This window comes from Methylobacterium longum (assembly GCF_022179385.1).
Lineage (GTDB): Bacteria > Pseudomonadota > Alphaproteobacteria > Rhizobiales > Beijerinckiaceae > Methylobacterium > Methylobacterium longum.
Map to the genome: position 1 here is coordinate 99841 of NZ_BPQS01000003.1, position 18286 is coordinate 118126.

14 protein-coding genes are annotated in these 18286 nt (G+C 69.4%); 6 read left to right on the forward strand and 8 right to left on the reverse strand.

Annotation, left to right across the window (positions count from 1 at the left end; translation table 11 throughout):
- Window positions 1-11: 11 nt before the first annotated feature.
- Window positions 12-923, reverse strand: coding sequence for an archaetidylserine decarboxylase (asd, locus tag MFF58_RS03890; protein ID WP_238285486.1), 912 nt, complete (start codon window positions 921-923; stop codon window positions 12-14).
- Between the two features lie 32 nt (window positions 924-955).
- Here asd and MFF58_RS03895 point away from each other — a divergent pair, with 32 nt between their 5' ends.
- Window positions 956-2638, forward strand: coding sequence for an aminotransferase class III-fold pyridoxal phosphate-dependent enzyme (locus MFF58_RS03895; RefSeq protein ID WP_238285487.1), 1683 nt, complete (start codon window positions 956-958; stop codon window positions 2636-2638).
- Window positions 2639-2948: 310 nt separating this feature from the next.
- On the opposite strand, the gene MFF58_RS03900 is transcribed toward MFF58_RS03895, so the two are convergent.
- Together MFF58_RS03900 and MFF58_RS03905 are read right to left on the reverse strand one after the other, a co-directional pair.
- Window positions 2949-3560, reverse strand: coding sequence for a hypothetical protein (locus MFF58_RS03900; protein WP_238285488.1), 612 nt, complete (start codon window positions 3558-3560; stop codon window positions 2949-2951).
- A gap of 50 nt (window positions 3561-3610) precedes the next feature.
- Window positions 3611-4297 carry a class I SAM-dependent methyltransferase gene (locus MFF58_RS03905; RefSeq protein ID WP_238285489.1) on the reverse strand — a complete coding sequence of 229 codons (687 nt, stop codon included), beginning with the start codon at window positions 4295-4297 and terminating at the stop codon, window positions 3611-3613.
- 648 nt (window positions 4298-4945) lie between these two features.
- Between MFF58_RS03905 and MFF58_RS03910 the strand changes: the two genes are divergently transcribed.
- Both MFF58_RS03910 and MFF58_RS03915 read left to right on the forward strand, forming a co-directional pair.
- On the forward strand, window positions 4946-5737 hold the full coding sequence (locus MFF58_RS03910; RefSeq protein WP_238285704.1) for a lytic murein transglycosylase: 792 nt from the start codon (window positions 4946-4948) through the stop codon (window positions 5735-5737).
- 234 nt (window positions 5738-5971) lie between these two features.
- Window positions 5972-7102, forward strand: coding sequence for a DUF2778 domain-containing protein (locus MFF58_RS03915; RefSeq protein WP_238285491.1), 1131 nt, complete (start codon window positions 5972-5974; stop codon window positions 7100-7102).
- Between the two features lie 52 nt (window positions 7103-7154).
- Here the strand turns inward: MFF58_RS03915 and gyrB are convergent, their stop codons facing one another.
- The 4 genes from gyrB to MFF58_RS03935 all read right to left on the reverse strand — a co-directional run bounded on the left by gyrB (window position 7155) and on the right by MFF58_RS03935 (window position 13143).
- Entirely contained in the window at window positions 7155-9599 is a 2445-nt protein-coding gene (gene gyrB / locus MFF58_RS03920; protein WP_238285492.1) for a DNA topoisomerase (ATP-hydrolyzing) subunit B, read from the reverse strand.
- A 178-nt stretch (window positions 9600-9777) separates the two neighbouring features.
- Entirely contained in the window at window positions 9778-10740 is a 963-nt protein-coding gene (locus MFF58_RS03925; RefSeq protein ID WP_238285493.1) for an aldo/keto reductase, read from the reverse strand.
- Window positions 10741-10744: 4 nt separating this feature from the next.
- A complete protein-coding gene (locus tag MFF58_RS03930; protein ID WP_238285494.1) occupies window positions 10745-11389 on the reverse strand; it encodes an MBL fold metallo-hydrolase in 645 nt (214 codons plus the stop codon).
- Between the two features lie 86 nt (window positions 11390-11475).
- Window positions 11476-13143 (reverse strand): alpha-amylase family protein, encoded by a 1668-nt coding sequence (locus MFF58_RS03935; protein ID WP_238285495.1) that lies wholly within the window; start codon window positions 13141-13143, stop codon window positions 11476-11478.
- Window positions 13144-13301: 158 nt separating this feature from the next.
- On the opposite strand from MFF58_RS03935, the gene MFF58_RS03940 reads away from it, so the two are divergent.
- Both MFF58_RS03940 and MFF58_RS03945 read left to right on the forward strand, forming a co-directional pair.
- Window positions 13302-16325, forward strand: coding sequence for a penicillin-binding protein 1A (locus MFF58_RS03940; RefSeq protein WP_238285497.1), 3024 nt, complete (start codon window positions 13302-13304; stop codon window positions 16323-16325).
- A 40-nt stretch (window positions 16326-16365) separates the two neighbouring features.
- Entirely contained in the window at window positions 16366-17418 is a 1053-nt protein-coding gene (locus MFF58_RS03945) for a hypothetical protein (protein WP_373323269.1), read from the forward strand.
- A gap of 15 nt (window positions 17419-17433) precedes the next feature.
- On the opposite strand, the gene MFF58_RS03950 is transcribed toward MFF58_RS03945, so the two are convergent.
- Complete coding sequence (locus tag MFF58_RS03950) at window positions 17434-17649, reverse strand: hypothetical protein (RefSeq protein WP_238285500.1); 216 nt, start codon at window positions 17647-17649, stop codon at window positions 17434-17436.
- A gap of 270 nt (window positions 17650-17919) precedes the next feature.
- Between MFF58_RS03950 and MFF58_RS03955 the strand changes: the two genes are divergently transcribed.
- The gene (locus MFF58_RS03955; RefSeq protein ID WP_238285502.1) at window positions 17920-18168 is read left to right on the forward strand and encodes a hypothetical protein; all 249 of its coding nucleotides are present in this window, start codon (window positions 17920-17922) and stop codon (window positions 18166-18168) included.
- Window positions 18169-18286: the final 118 nt, after the last annotated feature.

Sequence of the window (18286 nt, forward strand, 5' to 3'; positions counted from 1 at the left end):
GCAGAGGCTCGTCAGAGCATCGGCGATGCCACAGGGTCGGGCAGGCGCATCAGGGGCGCGCCCACGCGCAGGCGCGCGCCCTCGACCAAGCCCGGCCGCAGGTCGAAGCCGGCCGGCGCCAGGACGACGAGGGTCGAGCCGTGCTCGAACCAGCCCATCTCGGCGCCCTTCCCGAGCCGCGCCGAGGTGGCGAGAGTCCGACCTCCGGTTCGGCGCAGGGCTGCGCCTTCCGGCAGGAAGCCGAGGCGCAGGCCCGCGACGAGGATCGCCGCGACGGGGACGAGGGTGACGGCATGGCCGGCCTCCGCGACCGCGAGGCGGATCACCGCGCGCTCGTTGCGGCAGAACAGCGCCTCGACGCGCTTCAGGGCAATCGGATTCACGTTCCAGGTGTCGCCCCAGATGTGCCGGACCGATTCCACGCGCAGGTCGTGGGGTGCGTGGAAGCGGTGGTACATGCCGGCGGTCAGCCGCAGGGTGGCGTAAGCGCCGCCCTCGTGGGATTGCGCCAAGCCCTCGTCGCCGCCGAGGAGGTCCGCCAGCCGGTAGGACAATCCCTTGATTTGATACAGCCGCCCCGCCTCGATCCGCCCGTGCGCACCCAGGATCGCGTCGCACGGGCTCGTGAGGATGGCGGGATCCGCGTCGATCGGCCGGGCGTCGGTCCTGAGGGCGCGCACGAAGGCGGCGTGCAGGCTCGGGAAGCGCGCCTCCTGCGCGTCGCTGAGATCGACCTCGCAGAACAGGCGCCACGCTGCGATCGAGAGATCGCGCACGAGCGGCTGCTCGATGCGGCTGAACCAGCCCATGAACCGCGTCGCAAGGCGGCGCGGGAGGCGGTTGGTCAACAGGAAGTTGAGATCTTCCTGCGCGCCGAGCTGGGCCAGGATACGGCGCAGCCGGAATTCGGTGACCGTCATCATGCCGTGAACCACCTCCGATAGGGCGCGGGGCGATGTCCGCGCTCCTCGCCGCCCTGTCCGCCGCCGCCGCGCTCGTCCTGCCGCGCGCGGTTCAACGCCTGCAGCTTTCCCGGGCGAAACACCCCTCGCTCACGGGCCACGCGCGGATGGCCCGGCGCGTGGCCCGCCTGATCCCGCACTACGCCTATTCCGAGCGCGCCTTCTTCCGCTCGGACGATCCCAACGAGGCCGTGGCGCTCCGGCGGGAAGCCGGCTTCGCGCGGCTCTCCGCACTCTACCGGACACGCTTCGCCAAGACCCGGGCCGAGACAGAGGGGGTGCGTGACGGTCTGTCGGACCTGCAGTTCACCGGGCTCTACCGGGTGCCGTTCCAGTATGCCGGGCACGTGCGCGCGCATCTCGGCGCCGGCGCCTTCGCGGCCACGTCCGAGGGCGTGACCGTCACGGACCTCGACGGCAACGTCCTCTACGACCTCGCCGGATCCTACGGGGTGAACCTGTTCGGCGTGAATTTCTACCGCGCCTGCCTGGAAGACGGGGCGGCGCGGGTCTCCTCGCTCGGCCCGGTGCTGGGCCCGCTTCACCCCGTGGTCGCCGGCAACGTTGCCCGGCTGAGGATGCTGTCCGGCCTCGATGAGGTCTCGTTCCACATGTCGGGAACCGAGGCGGTCATGCAGGCGGTGCGCCTGGCCCGCTTCCACACCGGCCGGCGCCGGATCGTGCGCCTGTGCGGCGCCTATCACGGCTGGTGGGGCGAGGTGCAGCCCGGTATCGGCAATCCGATCCCGACCCGCGACACCCTCACCCTGGCCGACATGTCGAAGCGCACGCTGCGGGTTCTCGCGACCCGCCGGGATGTCGCCTGCGTCCTGATCAACCCGCTCCAGGCCATGCACCCCAATGCCGGAGCGGCAGCGGATTCCGCCCTGGTCGACAGCGGCCGGAAAGCCAGGTTTGATCGCGCCGCCTACACCCGGTGGCTCCAGGACCTGCGGGCGGTGTGCAGCGCCCGCGGCATCGTACTGATCCTCGACGAAGTCTTCCTGGGTTTCCGCCTCGCCCGCGGCGGCGCGCAGGCATATTTCGGCCTGCGCGCCGACATGGTCACCTACGGCAAGACCCTCGGGGGCGGCCTCCCTGTCGGCGTCCTGTGCGGGCGCGCCGACCTGATGCGTCGCTACCGGGACGACCGACCCGTCGACATCTGCTTCGCGCGGGGCACGTTCAACGCGCATCCCTACGTGATGGGCGCCATGAGCGCGTTCCTCGACCGACTCGATACGCCCGAGATCGCGGCCCTGTACCGGGATCTCGACGCGACCTGGGAAGGACGGGCCGCGCGGCTCAACGCCCTGCTGGCGGAGGCCGGCCTTCCCGTGCGGGTGGCCAACATGTCCACGGTCTGGACGGTCCTCTACACGGAGCCGTCGCGCTACAATTGGATGCTGCAATTCTACCTGCGTGCCGAGGGGCTCGCCCTGTCATGGGTGGGATCGGGCCGCCTGATCTTCAGCCTCGCCTACGACGACGCGGCCTTCGAGGCCGTCGCGATGCGGTTCGTGGCGGGGGCCGAGGCCATGCGGGCGGATGGCTGGTGGGATTCCGGGCCGTCGAGCGACAGGGCGATCCGACGGAAGATCCTTCGCGAGGTGGCGGCGGTGCGCCTGGGCGGCCTCGGCGCCGCCCTGGGTCTGCGTGCGCCGGACCGCGCCTGATCCGACCGGGGCCGGGCTTCGGCGTTTGGAGAGGATCGTTCCCTGGCTGGGAGGGAGAGCCGACGCCGTCGTTTGAGAAGCCGGAGGGGATCCTGGGGGCCGGCATCGCGTCGGCGCACGATCCTGCGCATCGGCGGGACTGGATGTCGACCTCCGGTTCGCGACCCTGGGAAGGCCGCCGCAGCCGTCGATGCGACGAGTCCTTCGGTCGACGTGCGTGTGCTCGGCCGGACAGGCCGAGTTCCGCGCGCGGTCAACCGACCGAGCGCCACGCCTCGGATTGCGCGCCGATCCACCGGCCGGTCCGCCCTCAGGCGCCGCGCTCGTGCGGCTCGGGCTCCTCGACCAGTTCACCGTGCAGGAGGGCGAGCGGCGCCCTGTGGTAGAGCTTGATGTCGTGAAACGGGTCGGTGAGGATCTTGGCGCCCCAGACCAGGCCGGTCTGCACATCGCGCTGGATGAACAGCTGTGCCATCCGGAACACCAATCCGGCGAGCGCCAGCCACAGCCAGATCCAGCCGACGTTGCGGATCAGATCCGTGGTGGTCTGGTGCGGGGTGATCAGACCGAGCAGGCTCGGATCGAAGTAGAGGATCAGCGGCGCGAGCGCCCAGATCACCAGCAGCACGACCTTGCGCTGCAGGTTGTATCCGACCTTGATCTCTTCCTTGTGCTCATGCGTGGTCTCATTGACGTGATCGTAGCCCTTGGGCTCGAAGAACAGGTGCCCGACCTGGCGGGACGTCATCGCCACGAGCCAGCCGACCAGCGCCGCGGTGGCCGGATCCTTGAATGCCAGGGCGTAGGCGACGAGGAAGCTGACCGCACTCACCACGTGCAGGCTCTGGTTGATGCGATTGTGGTGATAGTAGCGGTGGTCGTCCCAGCGCTGCACGCGCAACGCTTCCATGAAGCTCGCCATGATGTGCGTCCCCATTCGGATATGATGGTCGGTACCGGGTTGGCGGGCCGTCAGCCGTCCCGCTTGCGCAGGCGGACGAGGGAGAAGTGGCCGAGCGGCGGTAGCGCGCGGCGCTCGACGATCTCGACAGGGGCATCGGCGGCCCAGGCGGTGTAACGGTCCCAGGCGAACTCGGTCCGCCAGCCCAGGCGGCCGGTGATCGGAGCCAGCGCGTGTTCCACGGTGCGGCGCAGGCCGGCCTCGGCGCCGATTCGCGTGGTGATGACGATCTCCCCCCCGGGCCGGAGAACCCGGGCGAACTCGTCGAGGGCGGCCTCCGGATGCGGCACCGCCGTCACCACGTACTGCGCCACGACGACGTCGAAGGCGGCATCCGGGAAATCGAGATGTTCGGCGTCCATGACGGCGAGCCGCTCGACGTTGCGCAGACCGAACCGCGCGACGCGCCGACGCGCCTTTTCCAGCATCGGCCCGGAGATATCGATGCCGACGATGCTGCGGGCGCGCCGGTAGGCCGGGAGCGACAATCCTGTACCGACGCCGACTTCCAGGATGCGTCCCCCGACCCGTTCGGCTGCGGCCGCCGCCAGGGTCCGTCCCTGCGCGAAGACCGGCCCGAAGACGAGATCGTAGACCGGCGCCCAACGGCCGTAGGCCCTCGCGACGCCGTCGCGGTCGAGATCCGGGCCGAGGGCTCGTGCGCGCGACGTGCCGGTGCCGTGCATTCCGATGGCCATGAGATTCCGTCTCTGTGAGTGCCGTGATGAGGCTCCGCGGCCGGCCAAGCTTGCCGACTGGAGGGACGGAGGTGCCGCCGGTCCGGGCGTGGATCCGGTGCGGGGGCCGCCAGCGCCGGGGAAGCACGGCCACCTGTCAGGGTGCCGATCCCGCGCGTCGCGCCGGTTCGCTCAAGACAAACGGGGCGATCGAGAACGCTGCATTGCCCTGCACCTCGTAGATCGCACCGCGCCGCTCCGCGAAGATCTTTCCGCCGGCAAAGCTATGACTGTCCTTTGACAGCGTTGTGACAATAAAACTTACGCTCTCCTGCCAGATGCACTTCGCTGGCAAAGCATACGGGGGTCCAACGAGCGGGATCGCGGCCTTCCGCGCCGCGGCCGGCATGGACGACCGGCTGTCGCGCTGGGCTCGCTGCCGCGATCGAGGGCTGCCCTCGTGGCCGCCGCGGCGCACGCATTGTTCACGACGTTCGAGCCGGTGCAGGCCGGCAGCCTCGCCGCGGGGTCGCAAATGAGCGATGTTTTGATGACCGGATGTCGCGAGGTCGGGCCCCCGACATCATCTCGCCCTGATATCGACGAGATGTGACCGGGTATCGCTGGGAGAACGGGGCGCTGTGACGCTCCGAAGGAGCATTGCGCGTGATGAAGACTATGCGGCGTCAGACCATCGCGGTGGCGGCCATCGCGGGGCTCGCCCTCGGCGCCGGACAGGCCCGGGCGGCGCAGTGCGGCAGCACCGCCGCGGGTTTCGAGACGTGGAAGCGTCAATTCGCCGAGGAGGCGCGCGGCCGCGCCAGTGCGGCGAGCCTCGCGGCGCTCCAGAACACCACCTACTCCACGGCCACCATCTCGGCGGACCGCGGACAGCACAGCTTCAAGCTGTCGCTTGAGCAGTTCCTCGCGAAGCGCGGCGGTCCGACGATCGTGTCGAAGGGCCGGGCGCTCAAGCGGCAGAACGCGGCCCTCTTCGATTCGATCGAGCAGCGCTACGGGGTGCCCCCGGGCCCGCTCCTGGCGATCTGGGGCATGGAGACCGGGTTCGGCGCGGTGCGCGGCAACGTCAACACGCTCTCGGCGGTGGCGACCCTCGCCTACGATTGCCGGCGTTCGGAGTACTTCACCGACCAGCTCTACGCGGCCCTCACGCTCGTGGACCGGGGCCTCCTGACGTCGAGCACCCGCGGCGCCGCCCACGGCGAGGTCGGCCACACGCAGTTCCTGCCGAAGAACGTGCTCGCCTACGGCACCGGCGATCTCAACAACGTCGGTGCGGCCCTGTCGTCCACGGCCAACTTCCTCAAGGCGCATGGCTGGCGGGCCGGTGCGGGTTACCAGCCCGGCGAGCCGAACTTCGCCGCGATCCAGGGCTGGAACGCGGCGTCCGTCTACGAGCGGGCCATCGCTCAGCTGGGACGTCAGATCGACAACGATTAGTAGTCATCGCCAGCCAATTGCGGCGTGTAACCTCGGGCGAGAACAGCAACGCGCCCGAAAATGGTCCCGATCGATCAAAGATCGACCATGGAGCCGCCCCAGAAAAGCCCGCCCGTCCCTGCTGTTTCGGCCCGGGCGGGGCCCGAATGACCGTCGCGATCCCTGAGCCAAGCGCCTGGAGATCGCGACGATCGTGCGAGCACCCGCTCGGCGACGAGGAGCACGGGCACTCGCATGACCATCGTATCCGTGTCGGCGGACGGCCGAGACACCCGGCACGCGCGGCGTTCCTGCGTGGCACCCCTGTCGCTGCTCACCGGCGCGATCCTGATGGCCGCGATCGGGAGCCACCTGCCGCAGCGCGAGCTGCCATCCGGCGTCCAGATCGATCGCGCCGAGGGTCCGATTGCCGAGGCCGGACCCGCGCCCGGGGCGCTGCGTGCCGAAACCGACAGCACGATCTCGACCCTCGACGCGCTTCCCTTCGAGCCACCGTCCGGGGACGGTCGGCGCGAGGCCACCGGCGGACCCTTGTCGCGTTGGGCCTGGACCCAGATGGTCCCGCCGGCCCTGCCGTCGGACGTTGAGCCCGAGACCGGCAGAAGCGTCGAGACGCAGATTCCCGAGCCGCCGCGGGCCGCGATGATCGTCCCGCTGCCGCTGCCGCGTCCGCCGGAATTCCGAGCGCCAGCGGCGGCCGGTCCGGTTCGCAGGATGGACCGGCGGATGGCGCGACGCGACAGCCCGCCGCTCCAACCGGCCGCACCCGCGGCCGACGACCGCTCGTTCCTCGAGAAGTTCTTCGGCATCGACCGCGCGCCGGCCCTGGCCTACGCGGCACTGGAGAGCAAGCCGGCCGACGTCGCTCCGCAACGCCGCATCTCGCCGCCGCTGCCCCTGGCCCGCGAGCCCGGGGCGACGGCCGGAATTGCCGTCTACAACATCGCCGCCCGGATCGTGACGCTGCCGAACGGCGAGCGGCTGGAAGCGCATTCCGGCCTCGGCGAGGGCTTGGATGATCCGCGGCTCGTCAACATCCGCATGCGCGGTCCGACCCCTCCGGGAACCTACGACCTCACCGAGCGCGAGCAGCCGTTCCACGGCGTGCGCGCCATCCGGCTCAACCCGGTCGGCGGCAGCGAGGCGGTCTACGGCCGCGTCGGCCTCCTGGCGCACACCTACATGCTGGGTCCGCGGGGCGATTCGAACGGCTGCGTGTCGTTCCGCGACTACGACCGCTTCCTGCAGGCCTTCCTGCGCGGCGAGGTTCAGCGCCTCGTGGTGGTCAGCGGAACGCAGGATGCTCTGCCGGCCCTCGCCGACAGCGGCGCCGGGCGGACCCGGCTGGCGCGCAACGGCGGCTGAGGCGGCGCGGGAGGGACCTGAAGGAGAGGGCCGAGGCCCTCCCGGGGTCTGATCAGACGTCCAGGTTGGCGACGCTCAACGCGTTCTCCTGGATAAACTCGCGGCGCGGCTCGACGACGTCGCCCATCAACTTGACGAACAGGTCGTCCGCATCGGTCGTGTCCTTCACCTTCACTTGGAGGAGCGATCGCACGTCGCGGTCAAGGGTGGTCTCCCAGAGCTGCTGGGCGGTCATCTCGCCGAGGCCCTTGTAGCGCTGGAGCTGGAGGCCCTTGCGGCCGAAGGCCATCACCGCCTCGAACAGGGCCACGGGGCCGTGCAGCACGGTCTCGTCAGCCTTGCGCATCAACGTGGCGGGCTCGCCGTAGATCTCCCGGAACGCGTCGGCCCGCTCCGCCAGGCGGCGGGCCTCCTGAGAGGTGATCAGGCCGGCGTCGAGGGTCGCGACCTGCCGAACGCCGCGCAGGGTTCGGCTGAGGCGGTAGCCGCCCTCGAAGGCCTCGCCCGACCAGCCCTGCTCGATCTCGTCCGCGATGCCGTCGAGCCGGCGCGCGGTCACGTCCGCCAGCACCTCGGCCTCGCCCGCCCGGGACGCCACCTCGGCGTCGAACGCCCCCGCCAGCACCGCCTGCTCGACCACGGCCCGGTCGTAACGGGTGTGAAGGCCCTGCAGGATGTTCCGGAAAGTGCGCGCCTCCTCGACGAGACTCTTGAGCTGGGCGCCCGCGAACTCCGCCCCCGTGGACAGGCGCAGGATCGCTCCGTCGGTGCCTTGGTCGATCAGGTAATCCTCGAGGGCGCGCTCGTCCTTGAGGTAGATCGCCCGGCGGCCACGCTCGGCTTTGTAGAGCGGCGGCTGCGCGATGTAGAGGTGGCCCCGGTCGATGAGTTCCGGCATCTGACGGAAGAAGAAGGTCAGCAGCAGCGTGCGGATGTGCGAGCCGTCCACGTCCGCGTCGGTCATGATGATGATGCGGTGATAGCGCAGCTTCTCCGGGTTGAAACCCTCGCGGTCGGTCGAGGAGCGACCGATCCCGGCGCCGAGTGCCGTGATCAGGGTGCCGATCTCGGCCGATGATAGCATCCGGTCCGCCCGGACCCGCTCGACGTTGAGGATCTTGCCGCGCAGCGGCAGCACCGCCTGGAACGCCCGGTCCCGGCCCTGCTTCGCCGAGCCGCCGGCCGAATCACCCTCGACCAGCAGGATCTCGCATTTGCTCGGATCGCGCTCCTGGCAATCGGCGAGCTTGCCGGGCAGCGAGGCGATGTCGAGGGCGCCCTTGCGGGTCACGGTCTCGCGCGCCTTACGGGCCGCCTCGCGGGCCGAGGCCGCCAGCACGACCTTGCTCATCACGGAGCGGGCCTGCTGGGGATTTTCCTCCAGCCAGGTCGACAACCCCTCGTTCAGTACGTTCTCCACCGCCGGGCGGACCTCGGACGAGACGAGCTTGTCCTTCGTCTGCGACGAGAATTTCGGGTCCGGCACCTGAACGGAGACGACCGCGGTCAGGCCCTCGCGGCAATCCTCGCCGGTGAGCGAGACCTTCTCGCGTTTCGAGACGCCCGACGAGTCGGCGTAGCCGGTGATCTGCCGGGTCAGCGCCGCCCGGAACCCCGCCATGTGGGTGCCGCCGTCGCGCTGCGGGATGTTGTTGGTGAACGGCAGGACGGTCTCGTTGAACGAGTCGTTCCACCAGAACGCCACCTCGACCCGGATGCCGTCACGCTCGGCTCGAACCACCACCGGGCTCACCATGCCGTCGATCGGCTTGCGCGACCGGTCGAGGTAGCGGACGAACGCCTCGATGCCGCCTTCGTAATACAGCTCCTCGCGCTTCTTCTCGGCGTGGCGCGCATCGGTCAGGACGATGCGCACGCCCGAATTCAGGAAGGCGAGTTCGCGCAGGCGCTTCTCCAGCGTCCCGTAATCGAACTCGATCATCGTGAAGGTTTCGGTCGAGGGGAGGAACGTCACCTCCGTCCCGCGCCGCCCGTCTCCGGGGCCGACGACCTTGAGCGGCGCCACGGCGTCGCCGTGGCGAAACTCCATCGCGTGCTCCGTGTCGTTGCGCCAGATGCGCAGGCGCAGCCAGGACGACAGCGCGTTCACCACCGAGACGCCCACGCCGTGGAGGCCGCCGGAGACCTTGTAGGAGTTCTGGTCGAACTTCCCGCCCGCGTGCAGCTGGGTCATGATGACCTCGGCCGCCGAGACGCCCTCCTCCCTGTGGATGTCCACCGGGATGCCGCGCCCGTTGTCGGAGACCGTGCAGGATCCGTCGGCGTTGAGGGTGACGGTCACGAGATCGGCGTGGCCGGCCAGGGCCTCGTCGATGGCGTTGTCCACCACCTCGTACACCATGTGGTGCAGTCCGGAGCCGTCATCGGTATCGCCGATATACATGCCGGGCCGCTTGCGGACGGCATCGAGGCCCTTCAACACGCGGATCGATTCCGCGCCGTATTCGGCGTGCTCGGTCTGGGGGGTGTCGGACATGTACTTCCTCGGGCAGGCGGGCCTTGAAGCGACGGAGCGACTCGCGCCGTCGGGCGCCCACGCCTGCGCTCTCGTCTGGTCCGCCTGATATAGGGGTTCCGCGTTGAGAATGCACGATTTTACGGGCTTGAGCCGAGCCTGTGTCCCGCTTTTCTGACGCGCTCGGCTTAACGCGGCGTTAGCCCTCGATGCCGCCTGCGCTCGCCGTGTCCAAGCGCGCGATGGCCTCGTCCGGAAGCGTGAGGCGCGCGGCGCCGAGCAGCTCCTCGAGCTGGGCCACGGACGTGGCGCTGGCGATCGGCGCGGTGATGCCCGGGCGGGCGATGATCCAGGCAAGTGCCACCTGGGCGGGGCTCGCCCCCCGCTCGGCGGCGACCGAATCCAGGGCGTAGAGAAGCGCGAGGCCGCGCGGGGTCAGGTACTTGGAAACCCGGTTCTCCCGAGCCCGGCCGGCGGCGGCCCCGGGCGCGCGGTACTTCCCGGTGAGGAAGCCGGCGGCCAGGGAGAAGTAGCCGATCACGCCGACCTGCTCGGCGCGGCATACGGGTTCGAGTTCGGCCTCATAGCCGCGCTCGGCGAGGCTGTAATCCGGCTGCAGGCACTCGTAGCGCGGCAGGCCGGCGGACGCCGAGAGCGTCAGGGCCTCGGTCAGCCGCGCCGCGCCGTAGTTGGAGGCGCCGATGACGCGGACCTTGCCGGCCGCGATCAGCCGCTCGTAGGCCCGCAGGGTCTCGTCCAGCGGCACGGCGGGATCGTCGAGGTGCGACTGATAGAGGTCGATCCGGTCGGTCTGCAGCCGGCGCAGCGAGGCCTCGCAGCCGCGCGCGATGTGTTCGGGAGAGAGCCCCTTGCCGGCGTCGCCGAGATCCATGCCGACCTTGGTGGCCAGGACGATCCGGTCCCGTACCCCGGGGCGAGCGGACAACCAGCGCCCGATCACCGCCTCGGACTCTCCGCCCGCGTGGCCCGGCGCCCAGCGCGAGTAGACGTCGGCGGTGTCGATGAAGTCAAAGCCGCTCGCCACGAAGCGGTCGAGGATCGCGAAGGAGGTGGCCTCGTCGGCTGTCCAGCCGAAGACGTTGCCGCCCAGGCAGAACGGCGCGACCGTCAGTTCGGAGCGTCCAATGCGTCGCTTGTCCACGGCGTCAATCCTGCAGGAACGGGTTGGAGACGCGCTCCTCGCCCAGCGTGCTCGTCGGACCGTGGCCCGGGATGAAGGCGATGTCGTCGCCGAGCGGCAGAACCTTGTCCTTGATCGCGCGGATGAGCTGCTCGTGGTTGCCGCCCGGAAGGTCGGTACGGCCGACCGAGCCCTTGAACACCACGTCGCCGACGAGGGCGAAGCGAGCGTCCCGGCTCACGAACACGACGCTGCCGGGCGAGTGGCCGGGGCAGTGCAGGATGTCGAAGCCGAGGTCCCCCACCGTGACCGCATCGCCCTCGTTGAGCCAACGGTCCGGCGTCACCGGGCGGGCCTCGCCCAGCCCGTAATTCGCCGCGGTCTCCGGCAGCGAGTCGAGCAGGAACTTGTCGGCCTGATGCGGCCCCTCGATCGGCACGCCGAGGCGCTCGCGCAACTCGTCGGCTCCGGCCGCGTGGTCGACGTGTCCGTGCGTGAGCAGGATCTTCTCGACGTGGACGCCCTGCTCCCGAATCGCCGCCTCGATCCGATCGAGGTCGCCGCCGGGGTCGACCACGGCCCCGACTTTGGTGGCGTCGTCCCAGATCAGGGTGCAGTTCTGCTGGAAGGGCGTGACCGGGATGATCCCGGCGCGGGGCGTTCCTGGCATCGCGTATACGGTCCTCGGCGCGCCCGGCGGGCGCGGATCGCCCTGGTTTAGCGCGATCGGCGGCCGGGCACACCCGGGGGCCGCCCTCAGGCTGGCCGACGCTTGAGCAGGGCATCGAGCCCGCCGATCCGGAACCAGTGGTAGCCGTACCCTTCCAGGTACAGGCAATGCGTCCCATCCTTCCCGACCGCGCTGTGCGCGCCGGTCAGAAGATCCACGAGCAGGTCGCCCTGCGGCTCGGGCAATCCGGTGTCGAGGGCGACCTCGGTCGGCTCCGGTGCGAGGTTGTGGACGCACAGCACGGCGTTGCCGCGCCATTCGTACCGCAACGCCAGAACCGACGGCCGGCCGGCGTCGAGCGCCACCACGTCACCCCAGCCGATCTCCGGCGCCTCCTTGCGCTGCCGGATCATGCCCTGCATCCAGTTGAGCAGCGAGCCCTGCTCGTGGCGCTGGTCGGCGACGTTGACGTGCGCGTAGCCGTAGGGACCGTGATCGATGAGCGGCAGCACGGTCTTGTCGGCCTTGGAGAAACCGCCCTGACGCTCGCTGGTCCACTGCATCGGCGTACGGGCGCAGTCGCGCTCCTTCAGCGAGAGGTCGTCGCCCATGCCGATCTCGTCGCCGTAGCGCAGCACCGGCGTGCCCGGCAGGGTGAACATCAGCGAGTAGGCGAGCCGGATGCGGCGCGGGTCCCCCGCCAGCATCGGAGCGAAGCGGCGGCGGATCCCGCGCCCGTACAGCTGCATCTCCTTCTCGGGCCCGAACTCGGAGAAGACCGCTTGCCGCTGCTTCTGGGTGAGGCGGCCCAGGTCGAGTTCGTCGTGATTCCGCAGGAAGATGCCCCACTGGCAGGACATCGGGCGGGGCTTGGTCCGCTCGATCGCCTTCACGAGGGGCCGGGCGTCGTGGGCGGCCAGGGCGTAGAAGGTCGCTTGATTGACTTGGAAGTTGAACATCATGTGCATGCGGTCGGCGTCGTCGCCGAAATAATCGAGATCCTGCTCCGGCAGGATGTTGGCCTCGGCCAGGATGATGCTGTCGCCCTGGCGCCATTGCAGGAACTCGCGCAGGTCGCGCAGCATCTCGAACTGCTCGCGCGGCTTGCCGCCGACATCGGAGCCCTTCTCGGCGATGACGAAGGGCACGGCGTCCATCCGGAAGCCCGAGACGCCGAGCTCGATCCAGAAGCCCATGATCTTCAGGATCTCGGCGAGCACCTCCGGATTGGCGGTGTTGAGATCGGGCTGAAAGTTGAAGAAGCGGTGGAAGTACCACGCCTTCGCCTTCGAATCGTACGTCCAGGTCGTGTCCTGCACGCCCGGGAAGACCATGCCCTCGTCGGCGTTGGCCGGGCGCTCCTTCGACCAGACGTACCAGTCGCGGTGGGGGGAATCCGGGCTGGAGCGGGCCGACTGGAACCACGGGTGCTGGTCCGAGGTGTGGTTGACCACGAGGTCGATCAGCACCCGCAGGCCGCGCTGCTTGGCGGCGTGCGTGAAGGCGACGAAGTCGCCGAGTGAGCCGTAATCGGGATCGACGCCGTAATAGTCGGCGATGTCGTAGCCGCCGTCCTTCTTGGGGGAGGGCTGGAAGGGCATCAGCCAGACCGCGGTGGCGCCCAGACTCTGGATGTAGTCGAGGCGGCGCTCAAGTCCGGAAAAGTCGCCGATGCCGTCGCCGTTGGCGTCCATGAAGGTGCCGACCGACAAGCAGTAGATGATGGCGTTCTTGTACCACAGGTCGTTGATCATACGGGCCCCCCGGCGTCGTCGTGAAGCACGAACGTCGATGCGGCCGAAAGCGTTGCCGTGACCCGTCCTCCTTAAATCAGCCGCGTTGTCCACGCCCTGTTCAGCCGCGTGCCCGGATTCTGCCTGGCCGCCCCGTCGCGTCCCCGAACCCGGCCCGCATGAACGCCATTCTGATCAAGCTGTTCGCGACCGCCCTCACGCTGAGCCAGGTCACGACCCGGCCGGACGCGGTCCGGACCCGGTTCGACCCCGCCACGGACGGACCGGAGGTCGTGCGCCTGCTGCGCGACGGCTGCGCCCACATGCGCAAGAGCTTCGACATCGAGGACATCAACCTCGATGAGCTGATCTCGACCGCCATGGAGGATCCGTCGACCGTGGCCGGTCCCGCCGCGCCGAAGATCCTGCACGGGCTCGATATCAACGAGCTCAACACGAGCTACAAGCAATTCTGCAAGGGCGAGAACCCGGCAAATTCACCGTTCGACGCGCGAGCGGTGATCGAATTTTATGACAACGCCACCAAGGACCTTCCCAGCGCCGAGGCGCTGCGCGACAAGGCCCTCCCCGGCCTGACCCGCATCCTCGACGGAGCCGGCAAGCCCTTCGCCGAGGCGTCCGAGCCGAACGGACGCCGCATCGTCGTGCCGATCACCGCGGTCCCGACGCTGGTTCAGAAGGCCTTCATCGCCGCCGAGGACAAGCGGTTCGAGAGCCACCACGGCATCGACGAGCGCGGCGTGATCCGCGCCTTCATCGGCAACCTCGCCTCGCCGGGCCGGCCCGCGGGTGGCTCGACCATCACCCAGCAGGTGGTGAAGAACCTCTCGGTGGGCGACGACGTCACCTACGAGCGCAAGATCCGCGAGATGATCGTGGCCTCGCGGCTCGAGCGCATCCTCACGAAGCCGCAGATCCTGGGCCTCTACCTCAACGGCATCTATCTCGGCCGCGGCGCCTACGGCATCGAGATGGCGGCGCAGAGCTATTTCGGGAAGCCGGTGAGCCAGCTCACCCTGCCGGAAGCCGCCCTGCTCGCCGGAATGCCCAAGGGGCCGAATTTCTACAGTCCCGACAGGTACCCGGACCGCGCCCGGGAACGGCGCGCCTACGTGCTGGCACGCCTTAAGGACGAGGGCACCATCACGGAAGCCGAGATGAACACCGCCATCAAGGCGGATCTCGGCCTGAAGCCGATCGAGATCGCGAGGCGCGATTCCGGCTTCTACGTGGTGGACTTCCTGAACCGCGAGGCACGCACCTTCGCGGGCGTGGATTCGCTCACCGCGGGCTCGCTGACAGTGCGCTCCACGATCAATGCCGGTCTGCAGCGCGCCGTCGAAGAGGCGCTCCAGGACGGGCTGGCGAATTACGAGCGTTCGACCGGGCGGCAGACCTTCGCGGGTCCCGAACTGAACCTCGCCGACAGTGTCCGCCGCATCCAGGCGGCGACGCCCGCGCCCGAAGCCTCCGCGCAGGCCGCTCCCGGCGTGACCGGGGCGCGGGCGGACGCGATCAAGCCGGATGCCAGGAGCCTCAAGGCCGGGAAGGCCGCGGCGCCGGCGCCGGCCCACAAACCCGCTTGGCTGCTCGCGCTGGAGAGCGCACGTCCGGTGCTCTACGACGTGCGCTGGCCCCTGGCTGTGGTGCTGGAGACCGTCCGCGCGGGGATCAAGGTCGGGCTGGCGGACGGCCGTACGGCCAGCCTCGACGCCGGCGTCGCCCGCGGAAAGCTCCAGCCCTACGACCTGGTGCGGGTGAAGCTCACCGCCGGCAAGGGCGGCCCACGCGCGCAGATCCGCGTCCGGCCAACCGTCCAGGGCGCGGCCCTCGTGCTGGAAAACCAGACCGGCCGGATCCTGGCCATGACCGGTGGCTTCTCGTATCCACTCAGCCAGCTCAACCGCGTCACCCAGACGGTGCGCCAGCCGGGCTCGACCCTGAAACCCCTCACCTACCTGGCTGCGCTCAATGCCGGGCTCCAGCCGAACACCCTGGTGATGGACTCGCCCGTCACCCTCCAGCCGATCAACGGCACGGGCGAATCCTGGTCGCCGAAGAACTACGAGGGCGGCGGCTCCGGTCCCACGACCCTGCGGCGCGGACTCGAATTCTCGAAGAACCTCGTCACGGCCCGCCTGCTTCAGGGCGGTATCGCCCCAAAAGCGCCGGCGAGCCTCAAGCGGGTCTGCGACATCGCCCTGGAAGCGCAGATCTACGCCGAGTGCGAGCCCTATTATCCCTTCGTGCTCGGCGCCCAACCCGTGCGGATGCTCGACCTGGCGGGCTTCTACGCGGCGGTCGCCAACGAGGGCGCACGGCCCGCGCCCTACGCCCTGGAATCGGTGGAGCGGGACGGAAAGTCGCTCTACACGCACGCGGCCCGCGAGCCGACGCGCATCGGTTCGGCGGACCGGATCGCCTTCTACCAGCTCAAGACCATGCTGCAGGGCGTCACCCAGCACGGGACCGCGGCGGCCTTGTCGAAGGTGTCGCCCTACGTGGCCGGCAAGACCGGGACGTCGGAGAACGAGAACGACGCGTGGTTCGCAGGCCTCACCAACGAGATCAGCGTCGTGGTCTGGGTCGGATACGACAACGCCGACGGCAGCCGGAAGACGCTGGGCCGGGGCCAGACCGGCGGACACGTCTCGGTCCCGATCGCCGCGGCGATCCTGCAGGCGGCCTGGGCGAACGGGGTCCCGAAGACCGCCCTGCGAGGCCCCTCCTCTGAGGCGCGGCCGTTCATCGCCGACCTGCCCGTCGATCCGCGCAGCGGCGTGCGGGTCGCCGGTGGCGGCTTTCTCGAACATTTCCGGACCAGCGGCGACGGCCGCATGGCCGACACGCAGTACCGCCTCGTCCCGCGCGAGACGCTCTACGCCATGCGGCCCGACGCCGAGGACGGCGACCTGGCCGGAGCCGATGACGGCGCCAGCGTTGCCGGAGACTACAACGGCAACATGACCGGCGAGCGCCCGCGTCCTGACTTCCTCGATCCGTTCGGTGAGCGGCCTGCCCCGCGCAGCCGCCGTGCGCAGGGCGATCTGGATCCGGAGGTACAGGATTCCTACCGGCCCTGGCCGGGCCAGGGGGCCCGCTCGCCCTTCGGGGACGAAGGGGTACGTCGGCCCCGCCGCCGCGATCCGGACTACCTGTTCGGCGAAGATCCCGGCTTCTGATCGCCCTATCGATCACCCGTTCCGAAAGATGAGACGCCCGTTGCGACCGCAGTTTCCTGCCGCCCTCGCCCTCGCCCTGACGGCCGCCACGCCGCTCGCCGCGCAGACGCCCGCCGCCAACACGACGCCGCCCCCCGGTTCGGAGCGGATCAAGGAAGTCCCATCCATCACGGCCGTCGATCCGGCGACGATCAAGCCCGGCCAGATCCTGTTCACGGATCACCGCGACAACCCGTCCGCGCCCGAGAACAGCCTGATCCCGTACCTCGACTGGCAGAAGGTGCGGCCCGCCGAGGCCGCGGTGCTGGCGCCCTACCCCGGCTACAAGGAGCCCGACTACACGGTCACGGTGAATGGCGTGACGAAGCCCCGCCACGAGACCCTGAAGATCTACGTGGCCGAGGGCCGGTTCGTGGTGGCCCGCCCGCCGGAATCGATCGATCTGTCCGCCTATGCCAATCTCGGCTTCATCCAGAAGATGGACCCCGCGATCAAGCACCGGGCCGTCGCCATGGTCGACGTGACCCCCAACAAGGATCCGGCCGCCGCTTTCGCGAAGCGACCCGACCGCCCCTGGTGTGAGGGCGCGGGCGCCTGCATCGAGTCCCGCTACGACCTGGAGGGCAAGCTGCCCCTGGGCGTGAAGCTCGCCAACAAACTCGAGGACGGCTCGTCCAAGAAGATCGCCGAATACGTCTCCTTCCAGAGCGAATTGCGGGTGCTCGGGCCCGACCAGGGCGCGCCGCTGCAGGCGCTCACGAAGGTCGAGGCGCCGGTCGCCGGCGGACTCGAGCAGACGATCTTCTGGGTCAATCAGATTCTGCGGTTCGGCAAGTTCCTGGCCGTGTTCCAACCCCTGCCGAACGATCCGGCCAAGACGGTCGTCACGACCTACATGGTCCTGGCGATCAAGGGCGACGTTCTCGACCGCAAGGCCGAGTACGCCCGCGTTCCGGTCCTGAAGAACCTGCTGCCCGCGCAGGTCCTGATGGGCAATTCGAGCTTCAACACCGGCACTTCGATCAGCGCCGGCCTTCCCGTCTATGCCCGCAATCGGATCACCACCTTCGCGGATGCGGTCGCGAAACGCTGAGCCGACTTCGGCCGCCTACATCCCGCGGTTGCCGATCGTCGGCAGGGTCGGCTGGGTGTAGGCGCGGTTCACGTCGCGGCGGGTCTGCGTGCCGTTGGTGTTGCCGGAGGCCCGGTAGTTGTCGAGGTTGAAGGTTTCGGCGAGGCCGCTGCGCGAGCCGGGGCCGTCGCTCGTACAGGCGCACAGGCCGCCGAGCGACAGCGCGGACAGGGCGAGGAGGGTTAAGCGCATGTCGAATCCTGATGGGTGCCGAATCGGCCGGTGAATTGGTATCGACCGGCGCGACATCGAGCGAAGGGGCTATCGCGGCATGGTCAGCGCCAGGAAGGATCCGTCAAGGTCGGTGGCGGCGGGTAAACCTGTTCTGCCGTCTCCGATGCGCGGCGGCCACGGAAAATCCACCACGCCTCGGCTTTGCGCAGGATATCGGCCGGCAATCGTGTTGAGCGGAGCCGCCGCCCCCTGGCGGATCCGGGGCCTTTCGGGTGACACTCCCTGTCGATGACCAACGTGTTGCCTTTCCGACCACGCCCCGCCGTCACGCGCCTCGCCCGTTGCGAGGTCGTGACCGTGGCGGGTGACCTCCTCGCCCTGCTGGAGCAACTGGAGGATGTAAGCGCCCGCGCCGCCGCGATGGGCCGGCCCGCCCTCGAGGTGGAGCGCACGGTGCAGCACCTGCTGGACGCCGTGAGCGCCGTGGAACGCGCCCTCGACTGCATCGGCGAGGGTGAGCAGTCCGCCCCGGGCTGATCGAAGCACCGACTGCCGATCTGCGGCCGGTTTTGCACAATCTATCCGGCGACTAATTCGTCGAATACCGCACTTTCATCGCGTTGACTCGTAGTCTCACCGTAGAGTGACACTATCC

What these genes read in the sequence shown, in the direction of transcription:
- MFF58_RS03910 (WP_238285704.1), top strand. Translation starts at nt 4,946, where the DNA reads ATGAAGACTATGCGGCGTCAGACCATCGCGGTGGCGGCCATCGCGGGG.
- MFF58_RS03905 (WP_238285489.1), bottom strand. Translation starts at nt 4,297, where the DNA reads ATGGCCATCGGAATGCACGGCACCGGCACGTCGCGCGCACGAGCCCTC.
- MFF58_RS03940 (WP_238285497.1), top strand. Translation starts at nt 13,302, where the DNA reads ATGAACGCCATTCTGATCAAGCTGTTCGCGACCGCCCTCACGCTGAGC.
- asd (WP_238285486.1), bottom strand. Translation starts at nt 923, where the DNA reads ATGATGACGGTCACCGAATTCCGGCTGCGCCGTATCCTGGCCCAGCTC.
- MFF58_RS03900 (WP_238285488.1), bottom strand. Translation starts at nt 3,560, where the DNA reads ATGGCGAGCTTCATGGAAGCGTTGCGCGTGCAGCGCTGGGACGACCAC.
- MFF58_RS03955 (WP_238285502.1), top strand. Translation starts at nt 17,920, where the DNA reads ATGACCAACGTGTTGCCTTTCCGACCACGCCCCGCCGTCACGCGCCTC.
- MFF58_RS03930 (WP_238285494.1), bottom strand. Translation starts at nt 11,389, where the DNA reads ATGCCAGGAACGCCCCGCGCCGGGATCATCCCGGTCACGCCCTTCCAG.
- MFF58_RS03915 (WP_238285491.1), top strand. Translation starts at nt 5,972, where the DNA reads ATGACCATCGTATCCGTGTCGGCGGACGGCCGAGACACCCGGCACGCG.
- MFF58_RS03950 (WP_238285500.1), bottom strand. Translation starts at nt 17,649, where the DNA reads ATGCGCTTAACCCTCCTCGCCCTGTCCGCGCTGTCGCTCGGCGGCCTG.
- gyrB (WP_238285492.1), bottom strand. Translation starts at nt 9,599, where the DNA reads ATGTCCGACACCCCCCAGACCGAGCACGCCGAATACGGCGCGGAATCG.
- MFF58_RS03895 (WP_238285487.1), top strand. Translation starts at nt 956, where the DNA reads ATGTCCGCGCTCCTCGCCGCCCTGTCCGCCGCCGCCGCGCTCGTCCTG.
- MFF58_RS03935 (WP_238285495.1), bottom strand. Translation starts at nt 13,143, where the DNA reads ATGATCAACGACCTGTGGTACAAGAACGCCATCATCTACTGCTTGTCG.